We start from the raw sequence: 25724 nt of genomic DNA, 5'->3' as shown, positions 1-25724 counted from the left end.
TGTACTTCTCACACCAGTTTCTTGCGATCACGCCACGCGGTCAGCGCGGTCGCTCCAACGATAATCACGCCGACGACGACGCGCTGCCAGGTCGTATCGACCTTCATGATGATCAGGCTGTTTTTGACCATGACGAGCATGAACACTCCAAGCAGCGTTCCAACAACGCTGCCTCGCCCGCCAAAGATCGAGGCCCCTCCCAGCACGACCGCTGCGATGACATCGAGTTCGAAACCGGCGAAATCACGCGGATTTGCCTGCCAGATCATCGAGCCTTGCAGAAGTCCGGCAAATCCTGCCAAAGCACCTGCAAAGCAATAAACGAAAAGCAGTGTCTTGCGCGTATCGAAGCCGACACGCTTCGCTGCTTCCGGCGCGCCGCCATAAGCAAAGATACTCCGCCCGATCATCGTGTAACGCAGGAAAAGATGCGTCACGAGCGCAAGACCGAGGTAGATCAGGATCATCGCTGTCAGGCCAAAATTCGTGCCAGTTGCCGATGTCGAATTAACGAGATTGACCTTGGCAAAATTGATGAGCTGTGGAGGCATCTTGTCGATATTGATAATACTGGTGCCAACAAGACCGAGCAGCAGACCACGTACAACGCTGCCTGTTCCGAGCGTCACGATCAACGGGATCATCCGGAATGTATGGATGAAGAACGCGTTGAACGCACCAAGCAACAGACCTATCAGCGTTGCTGCCACAAAGGGCAAAAGCACGCCTTCATAACCGAAATAGAGCATGCCTTTGACGGTCAGATACATCGCCGCAACGGCAAATGCAGTGAACGAGACGTCAATGCCGCCTGAAATCATCACGACAAGGACACCCAGTGCCATGATGCCGATAATGACATTGCTGCGGAATAATCCGAACAAATTGTCCATTGACCAGAAGGCCGGATTGATCAACCCAATAAGGACCATGGCCACCAGAAGAATGGCCGCGATAATAGTTTCTGATCGGCGGAAAATTGTCATTTCAAAGCCTTCAACCGGTCGTTCAAAGCGTCTTCATTCAGTGCGTCTGCAGCGATCTCATCAACAAAACATCCACGATGCATGACGATGACACGGTTACAGTTCTGCACAAGCTCGGGAACATCGTCGGATATCATCAGCACGGCCAGCCCATTTTCTGTAGCCAGTTCGCGAATCTTGCGGTGAATCTGCGCTTTGGAGCCGACATCTACGCCGACAGTCGGCCCATTGAGAATAAGTACGCGGGCACCGGTCAACAGCCACCGCGCGAGCACCACGCGCTGCTGGTTGCCACCGGAAAGGTGATTAACCGGCGTCTGCGGACCGGGCGCTGCAATCTGCATGGCTCCGAACATGGCTTTCGTGGCCGCGTCCGCCTTTTTACGATCAATGAATATGCCGCTGACAAAGTTCTCGAACGAAGTCGCGAGCATATTGCGTTCGATGGATTGTGTGAGAAACAGCCCTTCGGTCAGACGGTCCTCCGGCACATAGGCAAGACCATTCTCAATCGCATCCTGAACGCTTTTCGGGTGAATCGGCTTTCCATCGATCATCACCGAACCCGTATATTTCGGGTTCATACCAAACAGAGCCAGCGCAAGTTCCGTTCGGCCCGAACCTATTAGACCCGACAGGCCAACAATTTCTCCGGCGTGCAATGCAAGGTCAATATTCTCCAAGGCCCCGGGAATGTTCAATTGCTTGACATCCAGCCGCGGCTGATCAATGGCAGCCGCGGGCTTCCATTCATATGTCTGATCGGTCAGATCATGTCCTGTCATGGCACGCGTAATCGCTGCCTCGTTGAAATCGCTGATCGGACCTTCGGCAACTTTTTTGCCATTACGCAGGACTGTGAGGCGCTCGCTGATTTCCAGCATTTCGCGCATCTTGTGACTGACGAAAAGCACGGCAATTCCCTGCGCCTGAATATCCCGCACAATTCGGAACAAGGCATCGACTTCCGGCCGTGTAAGGGCAGTTGTAGGCTCATCCATAATGATCAGCTTGGCGTCACCCATCATGGCACGGGCAATAGCCACGATCTGTTTGCCGGATGTTGGCAGAGACTCGACGTCGGCATCAAGGTCCATTGTAACGCCAAGACGCGCCAAAGCTTTCGTTGCAAGTTCGCGAATGCGTCTCCAGCTGACAGACTTCTTGCCCTCAAGCAGCAAGGTATTCAGTGCGAGGTTTTCTGCGACAGTCAAATTTCCGAAGAGGGAAAAATCCTGATAAATGACCTGGATACCCTGCTGCACGGATTGCGCCGGGGTAAAGCCCGTAACAGGCTTTCCATTGATCAGGATTTCACCATCTGTTGGCGTGTACACGCCAGACATGATCTTGATGATCGTGGATTTACCAGAGCCGTTTTCACCAGCGAGACAATGAATTTCGCCGGGTTTGAGCACAAGCGAAACATTGTCGAGAGCCACAAGACCGCCGAAGCGCTTGCTGACATTTTTCAGTTCCAGAAGATTTTCGCTCATACTTTCCCCGCTGCGGTGGAGACCCGCGAACATCAACGAAACGGAGGCGTCTTGCAACGCCTCCGTTTCAGAGTCAGGTTTATCATCAGAAGTTATACGAACCCATGTTTTCTACGGTCACGCCAACCCAGCCTGCACCATAGAGCAGGTTTGGCTTGGACGCATCCGGAGCGAGCAGCTTTTCATATCCCGGCAAGCCAAGATCTAGCCCGGCTTTGATAAGGTCGGTCTTCTTGTTAAGAGCCATAACTGCGAGTTCGTTCATGGCATAGCCTGCAACCGCAGGGTCCCAGAACTGGATATACTGAATATCGCCATTCTTGAGATATTCGCCCGCAACGGAAACCAGACCCGTACCGGCAAAGAATACCTTGCCCTTGAGACCACCCTCGGAAATCAAACGGCCAGCGCCAGCAGACGTTGGCATAGGCGCACCAAGAATGCCCTTGACGTCCGGATAGGTCGTCATGGCTTCCTTCAGCTTGGTATAATCCTGATTGGCGTCGTCATAGGTTTCAAGACGTTCTGTCGCGAGCGACATGTCGGGGTAGTTCTTCTTCTGATACTCGATGGCACCATCAATCCAGTCCATCTGGGACTTGGATGTAAGACTGCCGACAGTTGCAAGATATTTGCCCTTGCCGTCCATCGACTTGGCCAGAACTTCCATCAGCTTTGCGCCATAGGCCTTGTTATCAAAGGCTTCGAGGACATAATCGGCATTCACGATGTTTGAGGCTTCGTGCGCAATCACAACAATACCGCGTTCGCGTGCCTTTTTGAGAACCGGCTCAACAGCTTCCACGGAGAATGGCACGATGCAAATGGCATCGACGCCCTGAGCGATGAGATTCTCGACGATCTGCACCTGTGCCGCAGCATCCGCCGAGCTTGGACCAACCATCCATACGTCAGCGCCGGTTTCGGATTTGAACTGCTCAACGCCTTCGCGCATACGGTCAAACCATGCGATGCCGTCGACCTTAACGACAGTGGCGATCGTATAGCTCTTGCCGTCGGCACCCGTTACATATTCCTTATTGACCTTGGACGTGTCCAATGGCCCATCGGCCAGTGCCGGCATAGCCAGCGCCAATGTCATTGCCAAACATGCTAAAAGTTTCTTCACGAGGCTTCCTCCCTTGGTTTGCCCTTTGGAACAGGCTATCTGGCCAATTCCATTTCTCCCTGAGCGACCGAAATCATTCTTGATAACCTATCCGGTCGTTAGCGTTTCTTCAATATGAAACGTTTCATTTGACTTTCCGGGATCACAGACCCGTTGTCAATACGTTTGTATATGTCGCAGATCAAATGTACGCGATTATCAATATCTGTCTACTTATCGATAGGTTTTAAATCGCCAAGCAGCGTTGGAATCAACTCGGAAACTGTCGGATGGATGGGGACAGCCCATTGTAACGTTCGATAATCGGCATCAGCATTCATCATGTCCAATATGCCGTGAATGGCCTCGTCACCGCCCGTTCCCAAAATTGCAGCGCCTAAAATCTTTCTTGTATCTGCGTCTACGACGACCTTCATGAAACCCTTTGTTTCATCTTTCTCTACGGCACGCCCCACCCGGGTCATTGGCCTTTTGGAGATCAGAAGTGCCCGACCGGCCTTTCGTGCCTGCGTTTCGCTCAAACCAACGCGGCCAAGCGGTGGATCGATATAAAGCGCGTAGCCCGGAATTCGCGCACTGACTTTGCGATCCTGCCCATCAAGCAGATTGGCCGCGACGATCTCAAAATCATTATAGGACGTATGGGTGAATGCCCCTCGCCCGTTGCAATCACCAAGAGCCCAGATCCCGTTCGCGGTTGTTGAAAGATCGTCATTGACCTTGATGTAACCGCGTTCATCGATTTCGACGCCCGCCTTTTCAAGATCAAGATCATCGGTGTTGGGCCGCCTGCCAATCGCCAAAAGTACATGCGAACCAATTATAGCTGGCGTTCCAGAATTGCAGTCAACGCTGACTTCCGTTCCTTGCTCATGCTGCTTGAATGAAATGCACTCGGCATTCAATCGGCATTCGATACCCTCCGCTTCGAGTATCTCCCTGATCGTTTCTGAAACATCCTCGTCCTCACGGGAAACCAGCCGCGGCCCCTTTTCCACAACCGTCACTTTTGCACCAAAGCGGCGATACATCTGCGCAAATTCCAGGCCGATATAACTGCCCCCGATCACCACGAGATGCTCGGGGAGCGTATCCAGCTGCAAAATTCCGGTATTCGTCAGATAATCGATGTCAGCAATACCGGGCATATCGGGAATATTGGCGCGCCCGCCCGTATTGATGAATATTTGAGGAGCCGCGTAGGCTGCACCGTCAATATCGACCTCATGAGGCCCGGTAAATCGCGCATGACCCTGCACAACAGTGCAGTGCGCCATGCCCTTCAACCAGCTCTCAACGTTGTGTCTGGCATTGGAAGATACCGTATCGGCCCGTTGCCGGATACGCTTCATATCGATGCGGACAGGCGTGTCGATTGTCACACCAAAATCAGCTCCCCGCCGAGCCAAATGTGCTGCGTAGGCACTTGCGACAAGCGCTTTGGTGGGCATGCATCCCGTGTTGACGCAGGTGCCGCCAAAAAGCTTTCGCTCTACCAGCAGCACTTTCTTACCCGCACCTGTAAGCCTGCCTGCAAGCGCAGGCCCTGCCTGCCCTGCGCCGATTATGATCGCATCGAATGTACTGGTCATGGCAGGGCGGCGATTATCAGATAAGCGCCGATGATTGCGACCGCATCCTCAATCAAGGCAGCCGGACGATCCTGTCCAAAACTGGCTGCAAGCTTGCTCCGCACATATGCCCCACCATAAGTACCGATCACAGCGCCAATGGCTCCTGCAATCAACCCGGCGATCAGCGCGCCACCGCCAATGCCTATTGCAGCACCGCTAACCGCCCCCATGACAATACGTGCACCGAATTGTACAGGCACCTTGCGGCTTGGCGTTGATGGCAGCTGATCTGTAATCAATTCACCGATGGCGAGTAACGACAATATCCATGGTGTAAAAGCGTAACCCAGAAATGCCAGCCAGCTATCTCCGAGATTGAGCCAGCCTAAGTAGGCAGCCCAGCTTATGGCAGCGGGCGCGGTCATCGCTCGCAGGCCAGCAATGACACCAATCAGAAGCGCAAGTGTAATGATCATCAACATCTACCCCCAGTTGAATCCGTGATCAGTTCAGCACTGAAACGCCGGATGAACGCAGGGTTCAGCCAGCATTCACATTGCGACACATAATCTGAGAAAATTCAACTGCTGCACTATACCCACGATGGGGTTAGCTCGCAGTAAAATACTGGTGGGGTTATGTCATGCTTGTTCAGCGTCTTGGCATCGTATTTGCAATATTCTTTGCTTTCGCACTGTCCTTCGGGACCTTTGTGCACCATGCCAAATCAGGGCGTGCCGACTATCAGGGGCGTATCATTCAGATCAAAAACTGATCTCAGTGATCCTGCTCCTTCTCGGCATCGTCAAGCCGTTGCAGCAGATCGCGCAACACGTCAGGAATATTCTTTTCAGCTTGTGACGGGCGCGCAGTTTCTATTGTCCGGCGGTAGTCAGCACGTACGATCTGTTCGCGAAGAACACTGGCCGTCCTTGGGTTTGCTGGATGTCTTGCTACCATGACCATTCCAATCACTCCTTGCCGATCCGTATATGAAAGGCCCATCACCAAAATAACTCAAATGGAGGGATTTGGTTCAAACTCTCCTGACTTATGGTCAACAATTTATGAATTTGCCGGCTTGTGAATCCTTTTACGCAAAAAGTTTGAAATAGCGGAACCAGCACCCAGCGGCGGCGTTGTCCTGAAAAGGTTAAAGGATATGCCCATGTTGATCCGTATTGGTTACGAGATAGGAATTCGCTGCAACGAGCCGACGCCCATGACGACCTATCTGAATCTTGAATCTGCACGGTTGAACGACGTTCAATGTGAACGTGGCCCTACCGCTGCGCCGGATGTAAAGCTGGAAACTTTTACGGATTTATTTGGCAATAGCTGTTTGCGCCTGCTTGCTCCTGCGGGAAACCTTTCGCTCAAGTACGACGCTGTTGTGAAAGATGACGGCCTGCCTGATCCAGTCGATGAGGACGCCCAAGAGCTGACTGTCGATAAGCTTCCGACAGAATGTCTCGCCTATCTTTCCGCAAGCCGTTACTGTGAAACGGACGAGTTGAGCAATCTGGCATGGAACCTCTTCGGGCATGTAAAGCCCGGCTGGACGAGGGTTCAAACAATTTGCGACTACGTCAACCAGCGGCTGACTTTCAGCTATGGTTTTGCCCGTTCAACCCGGACCGCAGCGCAAGCACATGAGGAACGCGTTGGTGTTTGCCGCGACTTTGCTCATCTGGCGGTCGCATTCTGCCGCTGCATGAATATTCCTGCGCGTTATGTGAACGGGTATATGGGTGATATTGGCGTGCCATCCGATCCGGCGCCTATGGATTTCAATGCCTGGTTTGAAGTTTATCTAGGCGGCAAATGGCATACTTTTGATGCCCGTCACAATCAGCGGCGTATTGGCCGGATCGTGGTCGCACGCGGCCGTGATGCTGCGGACATTCCGTTGATTTATACATTTGGTCCGCATGAACTGACGAACTTTAAAGTGTGGACATTCGAGGAGAATGATCCTTCATTTACAAGCAAACGTTTTGAGAAAATTTCGCTTGTGACGCCGTGGTTTAGCCAACGCTGGTCAAGGTTATCGCGGCATATCCGGGAGGCGACCGAGACGGAGCCAATGGCCTAGACAAACACAAATATACCCACAAAATGATCCGGAAGCTTTTCCGGATCAGTGCATTTGTTGTTTGCCATGCCACATTTGGGGCATTAATTTACTGATTCGGGTCGGTCTTGAGGAGGAACCCACAAGATGCCTTTCGATAATCCTTCGAAGTCAATTTATTCACAAGAAGACTGGGACCTTATGCAGGCCGCCTATGACAAGGCAGCCAAAACTCTTGTCGTACAATCGAGTACGGATGACGACGCGAAGATCATTGCAGAAACGGTCATGATCGCCTTCAACAGGGGCAACAAAGACATCAATTCACTTGCTGCCCTGGCGGTGATCACAGCAATAAACTCTCATCCGGGCATCAGTCAGGATAGTTCCGAGCAGCAAACGCGATCAGGTTAAAGCTTTTATCTGATCGCTTTGATAAGCGTCTTGTCCGGGAAACAGGTTGGCTCCATGCCTTGTTTGGTTTGCCACGCACCAATGGACCGCCGCGTTTTGAATCCGGGAAATCCATCGGCACCACCGGCATCATAGCCCTGTTTTTCCAAGACTTTCTGAAGACTGGCAATATCGGAGCGGTAGAGCCCGCCAACATCGCCCCAGCTTGCCGAAAACCCTTTAGCGCCGTGAGCAATCCGATCGCCAACATGCCCGATAAACAGAGCATAGAGATCGCTCATATTGTATTCCTTGAGCACGTAGAAATTCTTGGTAACTATGAAAGCCGGGCCATGTCTGCCTGCAGGCATCAAAAGAAAGCCTTCGCGCTTCAACTCACTTGAGGGAAATGCCCTGCCATTAGTGCGGCTGATGCCCAGCTTTTCCCAAGCCGAAAACGGCTTGCCTTGGTCTGGCCCTTCAAGCGAACAGCTAACCGTTTCCGGCACAGTCACTTCGTATCCCCAGTCGCGCCCGGCCTGCCAGCCATATTGTTGCAGGTAATGCCCAATCGAGCCCAACGTATCAGGTACAGAATTCCAGATATCCCGTTTTCCATCGCCATCGAAATCGACGGCGTGCTCCAGATAGGAGGTCGGCATGAATTGCGGCTGGCCCAAGGCTCCAGCCCATGAACTCTTCATGTTTCCGGCACTAATATATCCCTTCTGGACTATCTCCAGCGCAGCAATCAACTCCTTTCGGAACATCTCCTTGCGGGACGCGAGGAAAGCTTTGGTGCCAAGAACGGTGAAGGCGTTATGGGGGATTTTCACACTGCCGTAACCACTTTCGCGTCCCCAGACTGCCAGAATAATCTCACCCGGAACACCGTATTTACTTTCGACGGCCTTCAAAGTGCGCGCATATTGTCCCGCACGCGCCACGCCCCCGGAAGTCGTCGTATTTATGGTCTTGTCATTGAAATACTTGCTCGGAGACCCGAACTCGGACTGTACCTGCTTCTTTGGCGTTTTCGGTTTTTCCCCCGGCATGACAAGATCGGGCAGTTCCAGATTGGGCGACACTCCCGCAAACGCCTGATCAAACACCGATTTTGACACGCCTTTCGCCTTGGCCTCGGGCCAGAGGTCGTTGGCCAGCCAGCTCTGAAACTGTGCCTCTACATCGGCTTTCGATGCCGCGAGTGAAGAGACCCCAGACGAAATAGCAAGCATTGCGCCCAAAGCCATAGTCAAAAAGGGCTTGATCAAAATGGCCTCCTCAAAGCACGGTGCGGGCACGCAAGGCGGCCGTTAGTGTTCCTTCGTCAAGATAGTCAAGTTCTCCGCCTACCGGCACGCCATGTGCTAGCCGGGTAATACGGATATCGAAGTCCGCAAGCTGATCGGTGATGTAATGCGCCGTCGTCTGGCCTTCGACCGTGGCATTGACTGCAAGGATGATCTCTTTGATCTCTCCTTCCGCAACCCTCCCGACAAGGGTGGCAATATTAAGATCATCCGGCCCTACGCCATCAAGCGGAGAGAGACGCCCGCCAAGAACGTGATAGCGTACATTCATCGAACCGGCACGTTCAAGCGCCCAAAGGTCCGAGACATCTTCAACGACGATAAGCGTAGCGCGTTCACGGCGCGGGTCAGTACAGATCATGCATGGGTCCGACGTATCGACGTTCCCGCATGTTGAGCAGATGCGCACCTTGTCGGCAGCGTCCTGCATCGCAGAGCCTAGCGGGATCAGCAGCGCCTCTTTCTTCTTGATCAGATGCAAGGCAGCGCGGCGCGCCGAACGCGGTCCCAGTCCCGGCACTTTGGCCAGTAGCTGGATCAGACGCTCAATTTCAGGACCGGCGATTCGCTTCGACATATCGCCGGTTTAGAGCAATTTGCGACTTAAGGGAATCAGAGACCACGGGACTATTCAACCGCATCGCAGTTTTGATCGAAATAATACAATCTTGGATTGGTTGCCCAGCCCCTCAGACCCGATAAGGATCAACTCAAGCGTGAGAGCGTAAGCTTTGAGGGCGAAAGCAGCAGCACTGAGCCAGCCAGTATATCAGAGAAGATAGGCTTCTTTGACTGCGGCATCAGCCTTGCCCTCGACTTGGAGGTGAACCTATGCGGAGATTTCCGTTTAGCGTAACCCTCATTATGAAAAGAACCCGGACCAGCTGGTCACTGACGTTCCGGGTTCACTTTTCAAAATGAGAACGGGGGACGGGCGAAAGCTCGTTCCCCACTCCAAGATCAACTTACCTTAAGCAGAGCCATTTTCCAATAAACTTCTGGTTGCCTCTGGAGAGTACGTATTCCCCGCAAATACCCTCGAAGCTTCAAATCACATTGACATTGGCCTGATTTAAACTAACGCCTGTCTGCGGGTGGGTTATCACCCAGAATTAATTTATTTCTTGTCAAATTTTTTTGGAGATTTTCATGAAGAACCATTTGGCAATTATTGCCATTCTCTCGATTTTACCGGGCTGCGCATCCATTGCGCGCGGCACCACCGAAGATGTTGTTATCATCACGTCCCCTTCAGATGCCAAAATCACGACATCCATTGGAAGCAACTGCACGTCCTCGCCCTGCACAATAAAGGTGAACCGCAAGACCCCTTTCACCGCTACAGCCAGTAAACCCGGCTACCACACAGGCAGTTTATTCATCGATACCAAGATGTCGGGCAAAGGCACCGCAGGCTTGGCGGGAAATGTGCTTTTCGGCGGGGTCATTGGCGTGGGAGTGGATGCCGTAAGTGGCGCTACACTTGATCACACACCAAACCCGGCAACCATTACGCTGGCGCCTATTGCCACCAAACCTGCTGCTGTTAAGCATCGCAAGCGCTCGGGTAAGCCGACTTCTTGAGTCCGCTATAGATAACTTATGCAGCCGCAAACAAAGGCTGCATAAGACGCCTGCTCAAAATGGCAGTTTGAAGCCCGGAGGAATTGGCAGACCAGCGGTCAAAGCCTGTGTCTTTTCAGCCATGATCGCTTCTACCTTTGCTTTCGCCTCATTATGGGCTGCAATAATTAGGTCTTCGATAACTTCAATGTCATCTTCCTTGAACAGCGAAGGATCGATGGTCAGCGCGGTCAGCGCACCTTTGCCGGAAAGCTTGACAGTAACGAGCCCGCCACCAGCCTGCCCTTCAGCCTCAAGTGCAGAAATCTCTTCCTGCATGGAAGCCATCTTGGCCTGCATTTCCTTGGCCTGTTTCATCATGCCCATTATATCACGCATGGGTTATCTCCTGTGTTCAATCGTCTTCTTCAACCGGTGCCAATGTATCGTCGCCCGCACCAGCGGAAAGATCATCATCAGCTTGCCCGGCAGGCGTGGCTATGCGCACATTGATTATCTTGGCGCCCGGAAACTTCGAAAGTATGGCGGCAACATCCGGGTCCGCCCGCGCATCGCTGAGCAGGCCCTCACGCTTTGCCGTCTCAACTTCATTAAGCGTCTTGCTGCCTTCTTCACGCGAAAGCGAAACCATCCAACGAATGCCGGTCCAGTCGCCAAGTTTTTGCGACAGATCAGTCAACAAGGTTTTCGGCGCGCTTTCCGTCAAGTTGATCTCAAGCCGTCCGGGTTTGATGCTGACAAGACGCACGCAATTCTTGACCATGATCTTGAACTGCATATCACGCTGCTTGTCAGCGAGAGCTACAATATCTTCGATGCTATCCAGCGGTACGGAAGGAGTTGCCTCCTCTACGATCACTGGAGCGGGGGGTATGACAGGGTCCTGTTGAACAGCCGGTTCAACCAGTCGCATGGTCGCACCACCGCCCGCATTCACTGTACCGTGGGCCGTTGCTACGGCATCGCTGGCACGTACCATCGCAGCACCGCCACCATTGCCCGGATTAGGGCGCGAGCCATTATTACTTCCAGAAGGCGTTGGCAGCGACGTGCCTTCGTCCAGTGCTTTCAACGCCTCATCAAGCGTCGGCAAGTCTGCGGCATGGGCAATCCGGATAAGCAGCATCTCGGCTGCCTGAACAGGCCGGTTCGACGCTTCGACCTCGGCAATGCCCTTCAGCAACATCTGCCATGTTCTCGAGAGCACGCGGATTGACAATTTATCTGCGAAATCACGCCCGCGAAGCCGCTCATCTTCCGATAATGAAATATCGTCGGCAACGTCGGGTGTGAAACGAATACGCGTTACCAAGTGGTTGAAATCGGCAAGATCGGTCAGTACCACACTGGGGTCGGCACCGACATCATATTGCGAGCGGAACTCGCGTAATGCCAATGCCACATCGCCGCGCATCAGCATTTCAAACAGATCGATGATCCGCGCGCGATCAGCAAGGCCAAGCATGGACCGCACTGCCTCGGCATCCACCGTGCCTGCACCATGCGCAATGGCCTGATCAAAGATCGACAGGGAATCACGCGCCGACCCTTCACCCGCCCGGGCGATCATGGAAAGCGAGGTGTCGTCGACCGTGATACCTTCCAAGCCAGCAATCTTGCGCAGATGCGCGGTCAAGACGCTGGTATCAATACGGCGCAGATCAAAGCGCTGGCACCTCGACAACACAGTAATCGGAACCTTGCGGATTTCCGTTGTGGCAAAGATGAATTTCACATGGGGAGGCGGCTCTTCCAGTGTCTTCAACAGGCCGTTAAAGGCCTGATTGGAGAGCATGTGCACCTCATCGATGATATAGACTTTATAGCGCGCCGATACCGGGCGATAACGTACCTGCTCGATGATCTCGCGAATATCATCAATGCCCGTATGCGAGGCGGCATCCATCTCGATCACATCGACATGCCGGCCTTCCATGATAGCCTGACAATGTTCACCCATAACGGATAAGTCGATAGTGGGCTTGTCGATATCGCCGTTTTTGTAATTAAGCGCCCGTCCGAGAATGCGGGCAGTCGTTGTCTTGCCGACACCACGCACGCCAGTCAGCATCCAGGCTTGTGCAATCCGCCCCGTCTCGAATGCATTCGTCAACGTCCGTACCATCGGTTCCTGACCGATCAGATCGTCGAAATTCTCCGGGCGATATTTGCGGGCGAGTACGCGATAGGCGCTGTCTGGCTTTTTCGTGTCCATCGCGTTTGATTCCGCTCCTGCATTCGCTTCTTGTATATGGCGCAAGTTTGGACCGCCATGCACCGCAGCGTCAATGCCGCTTTGCGGCTTTGACACAGGCTAGCGGTCCGATCGCAAAAGAAAAGGTGGGAGGCTGGCACGGCGACCCGTGCCTGGCTCGTTGGGGCTGCTTCCTTCCGGACCTGACCCGGTTGGCGAGTGGCTCGTCCACCACCAACCTCCCGGTTCTCATATCGGCAATTGTCTTGCAAAAAGCAAGCGCACACAGAAAAAAACTGCTATTTACCCTTACACCATGACATTCATACTCGATAGCAAACTGAACGCGGATACATTTTCGGTCGTCAAGCTGGGCCTTTGCGATCTGCGCCTGATGAACGATCGCCGCTGGCCATGGCTTATCCTTGTGCCCCAGCGGCCCGGAATTACCGAAATCCACGAACTGACGCCGCTCGACCAAACCATGCTGACCTTCGAGGCTGGCATTGCGGCACAAGCGCTCAAATCGGTTACCAACTGTGAAAAGATCAATACGGGTGCGCTTGGCAATATTGTCCGGCAATTGCACTTGCATGTCATTGCGCGCAACAGCGGCGATCCCGCCTGGCCGGGACCGGTTTGGGGCCATGGCACTCGAGAACCTTATGGCCAAAACGACGCAAAGGCCTTTGCCAAAGCCATTCTCGACGCTATTTAATACAAGGTCATTCTGTCCAGTTCCCACCCGGGTCCTATTCTGGAGCTTCAATTCATGCCGTTTCGTCTCTTCGATGCTCCTCTAGCCGAGCCAAGCCATTTTGTCGGCTTTGCCGGAAACCGTATCAACCGCCATTCGGAAAAACGCAGCGACGATATCGTCACGGTTGCGCTGGCAAGCGCCAACGCCCGCATGCTTCTTGCTGGCGATGGCAAAGTGCTGGTGGATCGCACCACTCCCGAAGGCAACGCCTTTTTCGGTATGGAGGCCGCGTCGGCCCTGCTCCCCGGTCTGAACAAGACCATCTACCTCGGGCTGCAGGACGAGATGCCGATTCTGGCGGGACCAAGCAATATTGCCATTGAAGCTTTGCCCCAAAATATCGAGGCAATCGACTACCGCTCCGCCTATACGCAGGGGCTTATTCCCGCTGATCAGGTCGGGGCCATGGCGCAAGCTGTATCGCTTCTTTCATGGCATGACAGTCACAAGTTCTGCGGGCGCTGCGGCCATGAAACAGTCATGCGCGATGGCGGTTATCGCCGCACATGCTCCAATTGCGAAGCCCAGCATTTTCCGCGTACCGATCCAGTCGCCATCATGATGGTTGTGCGCAATGATAAATGCCTGCTGGCACGTGGTCCGCACTTCGGTGCTGGCATGTATTCCTGCCTTGCCGGCTTTATCGAGCCCGGTGAAACCATTGAAAATGCGGTACGCCGCGAAACAATGGAAGAAACAAGCCTGCCAGTGGGCCGCGTGCTCTATCACGCAAGCCAACCTTGGCCCTTCCCTTATTCTCTCATGATCGGTTGCCACGCAGAAGCGCTTTCCGACGATTATATACTCGACAAGGCGGAACTTGAGGATGGCCGCTGGTTCAGCCGCGAGGAAGTCGTAACCATGATGGATCGCACGCATCCCGATGGGTTGATGACACCCCCAGCAGGAGCAATCGCCGCCCACCTCATTCGTAGTTGGGTCGAAAGCATCGTTTGATCGTTAAGTCTCTGAGGCTCCCGCCCCCAGCGTTTTACCGTTCAACACGTTACTCGGCGTTCTGGGAACTGCGAAAGGTCGTATCGGCAGGATAAACGCCTAATATGCGGACTTCCTTTGAGAAGAACTCCAGTTCTTCCAAAGCTTGGGCGACATTCTTGTCGTCCGGATGCCCTTCAATATCCGCATAAAACTGCGTGGCAGTGAACTTGCCATCGATCTGATAGCTTTCCAGCTTGGTCATGTTGACCATATTGGTGGCAAATCCACCCATCGCTTTATAAAGTGCGGCAGGAACGTTGCGGACGCGAAACACAAAAGTGGTCATCATCAGCGCGTCGGACGTGCGCGACGCCCACTTCTTGGTTTTCGTCAGTACGACAAAGCGTGTAACGTTGTTTTCGGTGTCCTCAACATCCTCTTCAAGAATATCAAGTCCATAAAGGCTGGATGCCAGACGCGGTGCCAGGGCAGCCATCGTCTTGTCCTTGACGTCTGCTACCAAGCGCGCGGCGCCGGCAGTGTCGCCTGCAATCACCGGCTTCCAACCATTCTTGCGGATATATTTGCGGCATTGGCCCAGCGCATGAATATGGCTGTGAACCGTCTCGATCTCGCTGCGCTTTGTACCGGGCAAAACCATCAGCTGAAAATGGATCGGCAGGAAGTATTCGCCGACGATGTGCAATCGCGATTCCGGCAGTAGATGATGAATATCGGCAACGCGACCCGCAATCGTATTCTCAATCGGGATCATTGCCAGATCGGCGGCACCGCTTTCAACCGCATTGAACGCATCTTCAAAGGTCGGGCAAGGCATGGGTTCCATGTGCGGAAACATATTGCGGCAAGCCGTATCGGAATTTGCTCCGGGTTCACCTTGAAAGGAGATGCGGTTGGTCTTGGTCATTATCCCTAGCCTTGTTTCATACTTAATATATCGCGGGCCCGATCCAGATCTTCCTGCGTATCCACGCCAAGTGGAACTGAATCGACGATTTCAACGTCAATGCGCATGCCTGCCTCAAGCGCACGCAGCTGCTCCAGCCTTTCGCGCCGTTCCAACGGCGAAGGGCCAAGCCTGACGAAGCGTTCAAGCGCCTCGCGCCGGTAAGCATAAAGCCCGATGTGATGGTAAAGCGGCCCATCGCCCCACGGCGCTGTCGCACGCGTAAAATATAGCGCGCGCAGCTGGCTTGCACTCAATGGAGAGCCAATAATCTTGACCACATTCGGGTTGGTCTTTTCAGCTTTGTGGCGAATCTCGACTGCCAGTGTGCCAATATCGGCCGGTCCGTTTTGCAATGGCAAAAGTGCGCGCTTTATAATTTCGGGCTCAATCGTCGGCAGGTCACCCTGCACGTTGACAATCGCGTCGATATTGCCGTCCGGATCAAGTGCTCTCAGCGCTTCATAGATGCGATCAGACCCGGATTCATGATCGCTACGGGTCATCACAGCCTCAAGCCCGTGCGCCTCGACGGCCGACTTTACGTCAAGGCTGTCAGTCGCAACGACGGTGCGGCCAAGACCCGCAGCTATGGCCCGTTCGGCGACGTGAACAATCATCGGCTTGCCGGCAATATCGGCCAAAGGCTTGTTCGGAAGCCTTGTGGAAGCCATTCTCGCCGGTATCAGGTTCAATATTCTCATCATTCCTCACACCCCTACGGTGTCAAAAAGTCTCAGGCAGAACCGCCCTTATATGTGTTGCAAGTGGGACATAAAACCCCTAGTTTCCGCGCAATCACGAGGGGTTTCTGCCACAAATGCAGCGGTTTGCATTGATCAGATATTGAAGCCCTCCGCAAGAGGAGTAATGACTGACGATGGGATCCGCATTCAATAAGTACGCCATGGCGTTTCTGGCAACAGTATTCGTTGTCATGTCAGCTTCTATCATGTCCGACTCCCTGTTCGATTCGCACGCTCCGGAAAAGCCAGGTTTCATTATCGAGGCTCCTGAGGGTGGCGAAGCTGAAGCGGGTGCAGCCGCCGCTCCTGCTGCGGCTGTGCCAATTGCAACCTTGCTCGCCTCGGCTGACGCGAAGCGTGGTGAAGCCGTATTCAAGCGTTGCACTGCCTGCCATACCGGCGAAAAAGGCGGTGCCAACAAGGTTGGACCGAACCTCTGGGACATTGTTGATCGTCCAATCGCTACGCATGAAGGCTTCAGCTACTCCGGACCAATGAAGGAATTCTCCAAGGGTGGCGAAGAGAAGTGGACATTCGATCACCTCAACCACTTCCTCACAGCTCCGAAGGCCTACATTAAAGGCACTGCCATGGGCTTTGCCGGTGACAAGAAGGACAATGAGCGCGCCGATCTGATCGCCTATCTGCAGACACTCTCGGACAGCCCGAAGCCATTCCCGGCCGCTGACGCAGCTCCTGCCGGTGACAAGCCTGCGGAAGGTGACGCTCCAGCTGGTGAGAAGCCCGCCGAGGGCGCGGCTCCTGCCGCCCCGGCACCAGCGGGTGAAACACCGGCAGCGCCTGCTCAGCCAGCGCCAGCACACTAAAACTACTCATATCGATCTAAAGGCCGGGCAATGCCCGGCTTTTTTTGTATCAACTCCCCGTGTTTTTTGAACCAAGGCCTGTTCTCTGCCGCATTTTCTCTTAGACTGCCCGTCAAATAGAACCGTGGAGACCTGATTTGAGATTTCGCCGCTTCGTTATCAGCCTTGCGCTGCTCGCCGCCACATCCTTTGGCGCCCTCCAGATTGCACATGCGACTGAACCGGAATGGCGTCATGCAACGAGTGCTTTAGGCGAACCCAAATATAAAGCGGGTTTCAAACATTACGACTTCGTCAATCCGGATGCTCCCAAAGGCGGCACTCTCAATCTTATTGCTCAAGGTACATTTGACAGTCTTAATCCTTTCGTTGTGCAAGGCACTTCCGCGGCAGGCTTACCCGGCGGCACGATCATGGGTGGACATCTCTACGATACACTCCTCGACCGTGCACTTGACGAACCGGCTACAAATTACGGGTTGATTGCCGAAGCAGTTTCTTATCCGGATGATTTTTCGTGGACCAAGTTCCGGTTAAACCCTGCAGCGAAATGGCATGATGGCCAGCCAATTACGGCTGACGATGTAATCTGGTCATTCAATGTGCTGAAAGAGCAGAGCCCGCTCTACAACAAGTATTATCATGATGTGACAAAGGCAGAAAAGACCGGCGACCGCGAAGTCACATTCACTTTTGCCGTGAGTGGAAACCGCGAACTTCCAAGCATCATCGGTGAGTATCCGATCCTGCCAAAACACTGGTGGGAAGGAACAGACAAGAACGGCAACAAACGGGACATAACCAAGCCAACCTCGGAAATTCCACTTGGCTCTGGTCCCTACAAGATCGAGAATGTCGCCTTCGGCAAGACAATTACTTGGGTCCGTGTGCCCGATTACTGGGCAAAAGACGCTCCAACCGTTCTTGGACGGAATAATTTTGAACGCATCCGATATGAATATTTCCGAGATGGGAACGCCAGTTGGGAAGCTTTCAAGAAGGGTGGTTTTCAGGATTTTCGAGGCGAACCCAGCATTGGACGCTGGACGCGCGAATATGACTTCCCTGCCATTGTTCGAGGTGACGTCATCAAGACGATCTTCCCTACGCGATCGTCTGGCCGCATGCAGGGCTTTCTACTGAACAATCGGCGTGACAAGTTCAAGGACATCAGAGTCCGCCAAGCTCTCAATCTGGCTTTCGATTTTGAAACCATGAGCAAAAATATGTTCTTTGGCGAATATAAGCGCATTAACAGCTATTTCTCGGGCACGGAACTTGCGGCAAGTGGACTTCCTCAAGGGAAGGAACTGGAAATCCTGCAAGCTGTGAAAGGCGAAGTGCCCGAAGAAGTATTCACACAGGAATTCAAGAATCCGGTTTCGGACACACCGCAGGCGCTGCGTGAGAATCTGCGAAAAGCAGTCGGACTACTGCGCGACGCTGGCTACGAGCAACAGAACGGAAAGCTTGTCAATACAAAGACTGGCCAGCCCTTGACCATTGAGTTTCTAGGCGACGACCCTCGTGATGAGCGGACCATCGGGCCGTTCATGGCCAGCCTCCGCAAACTTGGGATAGACGCCCAGATAAGAGCTGTAGATTCTGCCCAGTATGCTGAGAGAGTGAATGATTTTGATTACGATGTACTCGCAATTATGGGCATCGGCCAAACGCTTTCTCCCGGCAATGAACAGCGTGAATTCTGGGGCTCAGCCAATGCGAACGTTAAAGGCGGGCGCAATTACATGGGGATTAAGAATCCCGCCATCGACAAGCTCATCGACAAGGTAATCCTTGCCAAGGACCGTGATGAACTGGTTGCTGCAACTCGTGCCCTCGATCGCGTACTGCTGTGGAACTACTACGTTGTGCCGCAATGGTATGATGATCGCGCCAGAGTTGCTTATTGGAACAAGTTCGGGATGCCGGAGAAGCAGCCTGACTATATAGGCATGGATCCGTTCTCGTGGTGGATTGATACCGCCAAAGAACAGTCGCTGAAGGCCCGCACTCAATGACAGGATTCAACCGCCGCGATCTCCTGAAAATTTCAGGCGCTGCAATGCTGACTGCCGTGGCTCCTAAACTGGCCTTGGCAGACGTGCAGACAGACGTCCCGCTGCACGGTCTCTCTGCTTTCGGCGAGTTGAAATACCCGAAAGATTTCACTCACTTCGACTATACCAGCCCCGACGCGCCCAAAGGCGGAACATTTGCGTTCTCGCCGAATACATGGGTATTTAATCAGTCGCCCCAAACCTTCAATACGCTCAATACATTCACGACCAAAGGCGATGCACCGCCGCGTATGGAACTCTGCTTCGATACACTGATGGCATCTGCACTGGACGAGCCGGATTCGATCTACGGTCTTGTAGCGGAAACAGTTACTGTTTCTGTCGACCGCAACAGTTTTACGTTCAAGCTGCGGCCCGAGGCTCGCTTTCACGATGGCTCTCCAATCACCGCCGATGATATCGTTTTCAGCTTTGAGACGTTGAAAGAGAAAGGCCATCCTCAACTCCGTCTGGTTCTCACGGAGATGACAAGAATTACTGCACTGGACCCGCACACGGTTCGCCTGACATTTTCCGGCAGGCATTCTGACCGCGCGATACTCGATGTTTCCTCGATACCTATTTTTTCCGGGAATTGGTACGCTACCCGCGATTTTGAAGCCTCAACGATGGAGCCGCCGCTTGGCTCCGGCGCATATCGTGTCGGACGCATCGCGCCGGGTCAAACCATCGAATATGAGCGGGTCAAAGATTACTGGGCCAAAGACCTGAACGTACAGCGTGGCCAAAATCACTTTGATCGTATCAAGATTGATTTTTACCGGGAGCGCCAACCGGAATTCGAAGCCTTCAAAAAAGGCGATATTTTCTGGCGATTTGAGTCAACTGCAAAAACCTGGGCAACAGAGTATAATTTCCCTGCAGTTCAGCAGAAACGTGTGATCCAACGCAAATTCTCTGCGGAAAAACGTCCTATGCTACAGGCATGGGCCATCAATCAACGCCGCGAACATTTTCGCGACCCCAAGGTGCGTGAAGCTATTTCACTATGCTTTGACTTTGAATGGACCCAGAAAAATCTTTTCTATGGCGCTTATGAGCGTTCGCAATCGGTGTTTGAACAATCGGATTTTCGCGCAAGTGGAAAACCCTCTCCGCAAGAACTTGCCATCATGGAGCCCCTCCGTGACAGGCTGCCGGAAGCCATCTTCGATGATGCGTTGCTGCAAACACCTTCTGATGGCTCCGGCCGTGATCGCAAAAATTTAAGGCGAGCCTCCGATCTTCTGAATCAGGCTGGATTCAAAAGGGAAGGTGACAAATTGGTGGACGCGCAAGGTCGATCACTCAGCCTTGAACTTCTGATCTATGCTGAGGTGTTTACCCGCAGCTACTCACCCTTCATCAACAATCTGAAAGCAATAGGTGTCAATGCTTATCTGCGCCTGGTCGATCCCGCGCAATATCAGCTCCGAATTCAGAATTTTGATTTCGACATGATCGGCATGGCGGTGCAGCTCACCCCCACGCCAACAAGAGAATCATTGGAAGAAATATTCGGCTCCAAGGGCAAGGATATACCGGGTTCGTATAATTTTCCCGGCACGGCGGACCCGGTTGTCGATGCGCTCATAGCCAAAGTAAGTGACACAAAATCGCGTGATGAACTGGTTTCGCTATTGCGGGTTCTGGATCGGCTCTTGCGTATAAGGCGCGATTGGATTCCAAACTGGTACTCAGCGAATCATCCAATCGCCTATTGGGACATGTTCGGCTTCAAGGAGCCAAAGCCCGATTATGGTTTCCCGGTTGAAACGCTATGGTGGTTCGACGAAGCGAAGGCGAAGGCAATTGGCAAGGGTTGATATTTTGACAGCAATGAGAGGGCACCCCTGATGGGAGCCTATATTCTACGTCGCCTGCTTCTGATGATACCGACACTGTTCGGCATATTGCTTGTCTGCTTCGTCATCGTGCAGTTTGTGCCGGGTGGACCCGTCGAACGCATCATCAGCCAGTTGACCGGACAGGGCGGCAACGCCATGGACCGCATCAGCGGCGGCGGGGCTGATGTCGGCCAATCCCAGGATCAACTCGGGACTGGCTTGGGCAATTCCAAATATCGCGGTGCACAGGGCCTCGACCCCGCCTTCATCGCCAGCCTTGAAAAACAGTTTGGCCTCGATAAACCGCCACTTGAGCGTTTCGGCCTGCTTGTCTGGAACTACGTGCGCTTTGATTTCGGGCGCAGCTATTTCCGCGATATAAGCGTAATCCAGCTGATAAAGGAAAAGCTGCCGGTCTCCATATCGCTCGGACTATGGACAACGCTGTTATCCTATATGATTTCGATACCTCTCGGCATCCGCAAGGCCATAAAAGATGGCTCGTCTTTCGATGTCTGGACCAGCGGGATTATCATTATCGGCTATGCCATTCCCGGATTTCTGTTCGGCATCATGCTTATCGTGTTCTTTGCGGGCGGTTCATTCTTCGACTGGTTCCCGTTACGCGGTCTCACCTCGAATAATTTTGACCAGCTGTCTACTTTCGAGAAGATCGTAGACTATGCCTGGCATCTTGTTCTACCTCTAACAGCGATATTGCTGTCGGCATTTGCCACCACTACCCTGCTGACAAAGAACTCGTTCCTCGATGAAATCCGCAAGCAATATGTTACGACAGCGCGGGCAAAAGGGCTTTCGGAGCGGAAAATCCTCTACGGTCACGTTTTCCGCAATGCCATGCTGATTGTGATCTCAGGATTCCCTGCCGCGTTCATATCCATTTTCTTCACCGGACAGCTGCTCATAGAAGCGATCTTTTCGCTCGATGGCCTTGGCCTGCTTGGTTATGAATCCATCCTCAACCGCGATTATCCAGTGGTCATAGCGACCGTGTATATTTTTGCCCTCATCGGCATTCTGATGTCGCTCTTGTCGGACCTGCTCTACACATGGATCGACCCCCGCATCGACTTTGAGCGGAGGGATGTCTGATGACCGATATTGTCGGAACTGCCCCTACGCCGGTAAAGCGCCCCCGCCTCTCTCCGCTCAATGCGCGGCGCTGGCAGAATTTCAAGGCAAACCGGCGCGGCTGGTGGGCGCTCTGGATTTTCCTTTTCCTGTTCGCTGTTTCGCTTTGCGCCGAATTGGTTGCCAACGACAAGCCGATCATCGTCTCCTACAAGGGCGAGATTCTCTTTCCTGTGCTGGTCGATTATCCGGAAGAGAAGTTCAACGGCTTCTACGCGGTTACTGATTACCGCGACCCGGTTATTCAAGACGAGATCAATTCCAATGGCTGGGCCATCTGGCCGCCCGTGCGCTACTCCTATCGCACAGTCAACAACGAGTTGCCGGATACCGCCCCTTCAAAACCATTCTGGCTTTACACGGAAGAGCAGCAGTGCAACCGCTACCCGCTCGGTGTCAATGATCCCAACTGCACCTTCGGTAACAAGAATATTCTGGGTACCGACGATCAGGCCCGCGATGTTTTCGCCCGCGCACTCTACGGCTTCCGCATTTCGGTGCTTTTCGGCCTGATCCTCACCGCTGCCTCTGCAGTGATCGGTGTTACCGCCGGCGCGTTGCAGGGCTATTTTGGCGGTTGGGTCGATCTCATCGCGCAGCGTTTCATTGAAATCTGGTCTTCGGTTCCAACGCTGTATCTGCTGCTGATCATGTCATCCATCCTGCCGCCGGGCTTCTGGATTCTGCTTGGCATTCTGCTGCTGTTTTCATGGGTCAGCTTCGTTGGCATTGTCCGTGCAGAATTCCTGCGTGCACGCAATTTCGAATATGTGAACGCTGCGCGAGCGCTCGGCGTCCCGGATCGCACGATCATGTTCCGCCATCTCCTGCCCAATGCCATGGTGACGACGCTGACCTTCCTTCCGTTCATCCTCAATGGATCGATCACGACTTTGACGTCACTGGATTTCCTCGGCTTTGGCCTTCCTCCGGGTTCGGCTTCGCTTGGCGAGCTGCTGGCTCAGGGCAAGAATAATCTTCAGGCTCCCTGGCTTGGCATTACAGGCTTCGTCGTCATTTCGATGATGTTGTCGCTGCTGATCTTTGTTGGTGAAGCAACCCGCGATGCCTTTGACCCGCGCAAGGCTTTCAAATGACAAAAGCACCTCTTCTCTCAGTTCGTGATCTCTCTGTAGCCTTCACGCAGAACGGCAAAGAGACCCTTGCCGTCGATCATATCTCATTTGATGTCGCGCAAGGCGAAACGGTGGCGCTCGTCGGGGAATCCGGCTCAGGCAAGTCCGTATCGGCACTTTCGATATTGAAGCTCTTGCCCTACCCGCCTGCATCGCATCCATCCGGTCAAATTCTTTTTAATGGCGAAGATTTGCTCGACAAAGATGAAACTGATCTGCGCCGCGTCCGCGGCAATGATATCACGATGATCTTTCAGGAGCCGATGACGTCGCTCAATCCGCTCCACACCATTGAAAAACAGATCAGCGAAATTCTGAAACTGCATCAGGGCATGCGGGATCAGGCAGCCCGCAAGCGTACGTTGGAGCTGCTAGAAGAAGTCGGCATCCGCGAGCCCGAAAAGCGCCTCGATGCCTATCCGCATCAGCTCTCCGGCGGCCAGCGTCAGCGCGTCATGATCGCCATGGCGCTGGCCAACAAGCCAAAGCTTTTGATCGCTGACGAGCCGACAACGGCGCTTGATGTGACGGTGCAGGCGCAAATCCTGAAATTGCTTGCAGAGCTTAAATCTGCACAGGGCATGTCGATGCTCTTCATTACCCACGACCTTGGAATTGTCCGCAAGATTGCGGACCGCGTCTGCGTCATGACAGGCGGCAAGATCGTTGAGACAGGGCCGACAAAGGAAATCTTCGACAATCCTCAGCACGCTTATACCAAACATCTGCTTGCCGCAGAACCAAAGGGCAATCCACCTTCGGCTGACCCATCTGCCGCACCTGTCATGCGCGGCGAAAGCATGAAGGTGTGGTTTCCGATCAAGCAGGGCTTTTTCCGCCGCACTGTCGATCACGTAAAAGCCGTTGACGGCATCGACGTGACCATTCGTGCCGGTCAAACGCTTGGCGTCGTCGGTGAATCCGGCTCCGGCAAAACAACCTTGGGCCTCGCATTGTCGCGCATGATTTCTTCGGAAGGCGTGATCCGTTTTGGTGAGAAGGATATCAACCAGTTTACCTTCAAGCAGATGCGCCCTTTGCGCCGCGAAATGCAGATCGTGTTTCAGGACCCATTCGGCTCGCTCTCGCCGCGCATGTCTATCGCAGAAATCATTGCAGAAGGCCTGAAAGTTCACGAACCGGGACTGTCGGCGGATCAGCGCGATGAGCGCGTTGTCGCCGCCCTCAAGGAAGTGAACCTCGATCCTAAAAATCGCTTCCGCTATCCGCATGAGTTTTCGGGTGGTCAGCGCCAGCGCATTGCCATCGCCCGGGCGATGGTACTCAACCCACGTTTTGTCATGCTTGATGAGCCAACATCCGCACTCGACATGAGCGTGCAGGCACAGGTTGTCGATCTCCTGCGCTCATTGCAGCAGAAGCACAATCTGGCATATCTTTTCATCAGCCATGATTTGAAAGTGGTAAGAGCGCTTGCCAATGACGTTCTGGTAATGCGCAATGGCAAGGCAGTGGAATATGGACCTTCGGAGGAAATCTTCGCACGTCCGAAGACGGATTACACAAAAGCCCTGATGGCTGCGGCCTTCAGGATAGAAACGGCCGAACAGGGAGCGGTTAGCGAATGACGAGCGTGGAGAGCGACAAGATACTGCTGGCGGTAACCGGCTGGGACCCGGAAGTCTGGCAGTCGGAATTCACCAAATCGGCACCGAAGCGTAAACTTGTTCTAGACACTGAAGCTGCCAAGAGCGACGTTCGTTATGCGCTTGTCTGGAAACAGCGCCCCGGCTCTCTGGTGAACCTTCCCAAGCTCGAAGTCATTTTCTCTCTGGGTGCCGGTGTGGATCACGTTTTCCATGATCAGCAGATTCCAGACGTTCCAATCGTCCGTATTGTTTCGCCGGACCTTACGATGCGCATGAGCGAATATGTCGTCTGGCAGGTGCTGGATCATCATCGACTGGGTTTGCGTTATCGCGAGCAGCAGAAACAGCGCGTCTGGCATGAGGATCGCCGTCAGCCCGCTGCCCACGAAGTGACCGTTGGCATTCTTGGCCTTGGCGTGCTTGGACGTGACGCCGCGCAGAAGTTGCGCACGCTTGGCTTCCGGGTCAGTGGCTGGAGCCGCCGCCTGCAAACCATCGAGGGTGTTACAACGCATTTTGGCAAGGACGGTCTGAAGGACTTCCTCAAGGATGTTGATATTCTCGTCTGCCTGCTTCCTTTAACGCCTGAAACGAAGAACATCCTGTCGATGAACATCTTTGCGCAGTTGAAGCATGAAGGCCCACTCGGCGCACCGGTCTTGATAAATGCCGGACGCGGCGGCCTGCAGAACGAGGCAGACATTCTGGCCGCGCTTGAACGCGGTATGCTTTCGGCCGTGACGCTGGACGTGTTCAACAAAGAGCCGTTACCCAAGGATAATCCACTCTGGACTCACCCACAGGTGATCATCACCCCGCATTCAGCCGCAAGCTCGAGCCCGCAGGCACTCGTTCCGGAAATTGTCGCGCAGATCGAGTCTTACGAGCGCGGTGAACCCTTGAAGAACATCGTGGACAAGGCCGCGCAGTATTAAGG

Annotated in this window: 25 protein-coding genes and 1 other RNA gene; 13 read left to right on the top strand and 13 right to left on the bottom strand. The window is 53.5% G+C overall.

The window, feature by feature from the left end; genetic code table 11:
• Positions 1 to 8: 8 nt before the first annotated feature.
• The 5 genes from ABKW30_RS06235 to ABKW30_RS06215 all read right to left on the bottom strand — a co-directional run bounded on the left by ABKW30_RS06235 (position 9) and on the right by ABKW30_RS06215 (position 5661).
• Positions 9 to 986 (bottom strand): ABC transporter permease, encoded by a 978-nt coding sequence (locus tag ABKW30_RS06235; protein ID WP_348597468.1) that lies wholly within the window; start codon positions 984 to 986, stop codon positions 9 to 11.
• Positions 983 to 2482, bottom strand: coding sequence for a sugar ABC transporter ATP-binding protein (locus ABKW30_RS06230; protein ID WP_348597466.1), 1500 nt, complete (start codon positions 2480 to 2482; stop codon positions 983 to 985). Before ABKW30_RS06230 ends, ABKW30_RS06235 begins: the two co-directional genes overlap by 4 nt.
• 85 nt (positions 2483 to 2567) lie before the next feature.
• Positions 2568 to 3611, bottom strand: a complete 1044-nt coding sequence (locus ABKW30_RS06225) for an autoinducer 2 ABC transporter substrate-binding protein (protein WP_348597464.1) — start codon at positions 3609 to 3611, stop codon at positions 2568 to 2570.
• A gap of 209 nt (positions 3612 to 3820) precedes the next feature.
• A complete protein-coding gene (locus ABKW30_RS06220) occupies positions 3821 to 5203 on the bottom strand; it encodes an FAD-containing oxidoreductase (RefSeq protein ID WP_348597463.1) in 1383 nt (460 codons plus the stop codon).
• Positions 5200 to 5661 carry a DUF4126 domain-containing protein gene (locus ABKW30_RS06215; RefSeq protein ID WP_348597462.1) on the bottom strand — a complete coding sequence of 154 codons (462 nt, stop codon included), beginning with the start codon at positions 5659 to 5661 and terminating at the stop codon, positions 5200 to 5202. The genes ABKW30_RS06220 and ABKW30_RS06215 overlap by 4 nt, the downstream gene beginning before the upstream one ends.
• Before the next feature lie 167 nt (positions 5662 to 5828).
• On the opposite strand from ABKW30_RS06215, the gene ABKW30_RS06210 reads away from it, so the two are divergent.
• Positions 5829 to 5960, top strand: a complete 132-nt coding sequence (locus ABKW30_RS06210) for a hypothetical protein (protein WP_348597461.1) — start codon at positions 5829 to 5831, stop codon at positions 5958 to 5960.
• 2 nt (positions 5961 to 5962) lie between these two features.
• Here the strand turns inward: ABKW30_RS06210 and ABKW30_RS06205 are convergent, their stop codons facing one another.
• Positions 5963 to 6151 carry a hypothetical protein gene (locus tag ABKW30_RS06205; RefSeq protein ID WP_348597459.1) on the bottom strand — a complete coding sequence of 63 codons (189 nt, stop codon included), beginning with the start codon at positions 6149 to 6151 and terminating at the stop codon, positions 5963 to 5965.
• A gap of 202 nt (positions 6152 to 6353) precedes the next feature.
• Here ABKW30_RS06205 and ABKW30_RS06200 point away from each other — a divergent pair, with 202 nt between their 5' ends.
• The gene (locus ABKW30_RS06200; protein ID WP_348597457.1) at positions 6354 to 7280 is read left to right on the top strand and encodes a transglutaminase family protein; all 927 of its coding nucleotides are present in this window, start codon (positions 6354 to 6356) and stop codon (positions 7278 to 7280) included.
• 126 nt (positions 7281 to 7406) lie between these two features.
• Entirely contained in the window at positions 7407 to 7673 is a 267-nt protein-coding gene (locus ABKW30_RS06195) for a hypothetical protein (protein ID WP_348597455.1), read from the top strand.
• A 5-nt stretch (positions 7674 to 7678) separates the two neighbouring features.
• Here ABKW30_RS06195 and ABKW30_RS06190 read toward each other — a convergent pair whose 3' ends face one another.
• Positions 7679 to 8905 (bottom strand): lytic murein transglycosylase, encoded by a 1227-nt coding sequence (locus tag ABKW30_RS06190; protein WP_348597639.1) that lies wholly within the window; start codon positions 8903 to 8905, stop codon positions 7679 to 7681.
• Positions 8906 to 8936: 31 nt separating this feature from the next.
• Complete coding sequence (gene recR, locus ABKW30_RS06185) at positions 8937 to 9542, bottom strand: recombination mediator RecR (protein ID WP_348597453.1); 606 nt, start codon at positions 9540 to 9542, stop codon at positions 8937 to 8939.
• 572 nt (positions 9543 to 10114) lie between these two features.
• Here recR and ABKW30_RS06180 point away from each other — a divergent pair.
• Entirely contained in the window at positions 10115 to 10549 is a 435-nt protein-coding gene (locus ABKW30_RS06180) for a translation initiation factor 2 (RefSeq protein WP_348597451.1), read from the top strand.
• 54 nt (positions 10550 to 10603) lie between these two features.
• On the opposite strand, the gene ABKW30_RS06175 is transcribed toward ABKW30_RS06180, so the two are convergent.
• From ABKW30_RS06175 to ffs, 3 genes are all read right to left on the bottom strand, one after another.
• Positions 10604 to 10927 carry a YbaB/EbfC family nucleoid-associated protein gene (locus ABKW30_RS06175; protein ID WP_008122553.1) on the bottom strand — a complete coding sequence of 108 codons (324 nt, stop codon included), beginning with the start codon at positions 10925 to 10927 and terminating at the stop codon, positions 10604 to 10606.
• 16 nt (positions 10928 to 10943) lie between these two features.
• Positions 10944 to 12800 (bottom strand): DNA polymerase III subunit gamma/tau, encoded by a 1857-nt coding sequence (locus ABKW30_RS06170; RefSeq protein WP_348597637.1) that lies wholly within the window; start codon positions 12798 to 12800, stop codon positions 10944 to 10946.
• 89 nt (positions 12801 to 12889) lie between these two features.
• An RNA gene (gene ffs, locus ABKW30_RS06165) (signal recognition particle sRNA small type) lies at positions 12890 to 12986 on the bottom strand.
• A 73-nt stretch (positions 12987 to 13059) separates the two neighbouring features.
• On the opposite strand from ffs, the gene ABKW30_RS06160 reads away from it, so the two are divergent.
• On the top strand, positions 13060 to 13461 hold the full coding sequence (locus ABKW30_RS06160) for an HIT family protein (RefSeq protein WP_348597449.1): 402 nt from the start codon (positions 13060 to 13062) through the stop codon (positions 13459 to 13461).
• 54 nt (positions 13462 to 13515) lie between these two features.
• The gene (gene nudC / locus ABKW30_RS06155) at positions 13516 to 14460 is read left to right on the top strand and encodes an NAD(+) diphosphatase (protein ID WP_348597447.1); all 945 of its coding nucleotides are present in this window, start codon (positions 13516 to 13518) and stop codon (positions 14458 to 14460) included.
• A 49-nt stretch (positions 14461 to 14509) separates the two neighbouring features.
• Here nudC and ABKW30_RS06150 read toward each other — a convergent pair whose 3' ends face one another.
• Both ABKW30_RS06150 and ABKW30_RS06145 read right to left on the bottom strand, forming a co-directional pair.
• Positions 14510 to 15370: a prephenate dehydratase gene (locus tag ABKW30_RS06150; RefSeq protein WP_348597446.1), complete on the bottom strand. Its 861-nt coding sequence runs from the start codon at positions 15368 to 15370 to the stop codon at positions 14510 to 14512.
• 5 nt (positions 15371 to 15375) lie between these two features.
• The gene (locus ABKW30_RS06145) at positions 15376 to 16116 is read right to left on the bottom strand and encodes a 3-deoxy-manno-octulosonate cytidylyltransferase (protein WP_348597444.1); all 741 of its coding nucleotides are present in this window, start codon (positions 16114 to 16116) and stop codon (positions 15376 to 15378) included.
• 173 nt (positions 16117 to 16289) lie between these two features.
• Between ABKW30_RS06145 and ABKW30_RS06140 the strand changes: the two genes are divergently transcribed.
• From ABKW30_RS06140 to ABKW30_RS06110, 7 genes are all read left to right on the top strand, one after another.
• A complete protein-coding gene (locus ABKW30_RS06140; RefSeq protein WP_348597443.1) occupies positions 16290 to 16982 on the top strand; it encodes a cytochrome c family protein in 693 nt (230 codons plus the stop codon).
• Positions 16983 to 17140: 158 nt separating this feature from the next.
• On the top strand, positions 17141 to 19003 hold the full coding sequence (locus tag ABKW30_RS06135; RefSeq protein ID WP_348597636.1) for an extracellular solute-binding protein: 1863 nt from the start codon (positions 17141 to 17143) through the stop codon (positions 19001 to 19003).
• A complete protein-coding gene (locus tag ABKW30_RS06130) occupies positions 19000 to 20868 on the top strand; it encodes an extracellular solute-binding protein (protein ID WP_348597441.1) in 1869 nt (622 codons plus the stop codon). Before ABKW30_RS06135 ends, ABKW30_RS06130 begins: the two co-directional genes overlap by 4 nt.
• A gap of 30 nt (positions 20869 to 20898) precedes the next feature.
• Positions 20899 to 22002 (top strand): microcin C ABC transporter permease YejB, encoded by a 1104-nt coding sequence (locus tag ABKW30_RS06125; protein WP_348597439.1) that lies wholly within the window; start codon positions 20899 to 20901, stop codon positions 22000 to 22002.
• Positions 22002 to 23138, top strand: coding sequence for an ABC transporter permease (locus ABKW30_RS06120; RefSeq protein WP_348597437.1), 1137 nt, complete (start codon positions 22002 to 22004; stop codon positions 23136 to 23138). The genes ABKW30_RS06125 and ABKW30_RS06120 overlap by 1 nt, the downstream gene beginning before the upstream one ends.
• Positions 23135 to 24766: an ABC transporter ATP-binding protein gene (locus tag ABKW30_RS06115; protein WP_348597435.1), complete on the top strand. Its 1632-nt coding sequence runs from the start codon at positions 23135 to 23137 to the stop codon at positions 24764 to 24766. Before ABKW30_RS06120 ends, ABKW30_RS06115 begins: the two co-directional genes overlap by 4 nt.
• On the top strand, positions 24763 to 25722 hold the full coding sequence (locus ABKW30_RS06110) for a glyoxylate/hydroxypyruvate reductase A (protein WP_348597434.1): 960 nt from the start codon (positions 24763 to 24765) through the stop codon (positions 25720 to 25722). The genes ABKW30_RS06115 and ABKW30_RS06110 overlap by 4 nt, the downstream gene beginning before the upstream one ends.
• Positions 25723 to 25724: the final 2 nt, after the last annotated feature.

The sequence above is a fragment of the Phyllobacterium sp. SB3 genome (genome assembly GCF_040009165.1).
Lineage (GTDB): Bacteria > Pseudomonadota > Alphaproteobacteria > Rhizobiales > Rhizobiaceae > Phyllobacterium.
This window is presented reverse-complemented; position numbering and strand designations above follow the sequence as displayed.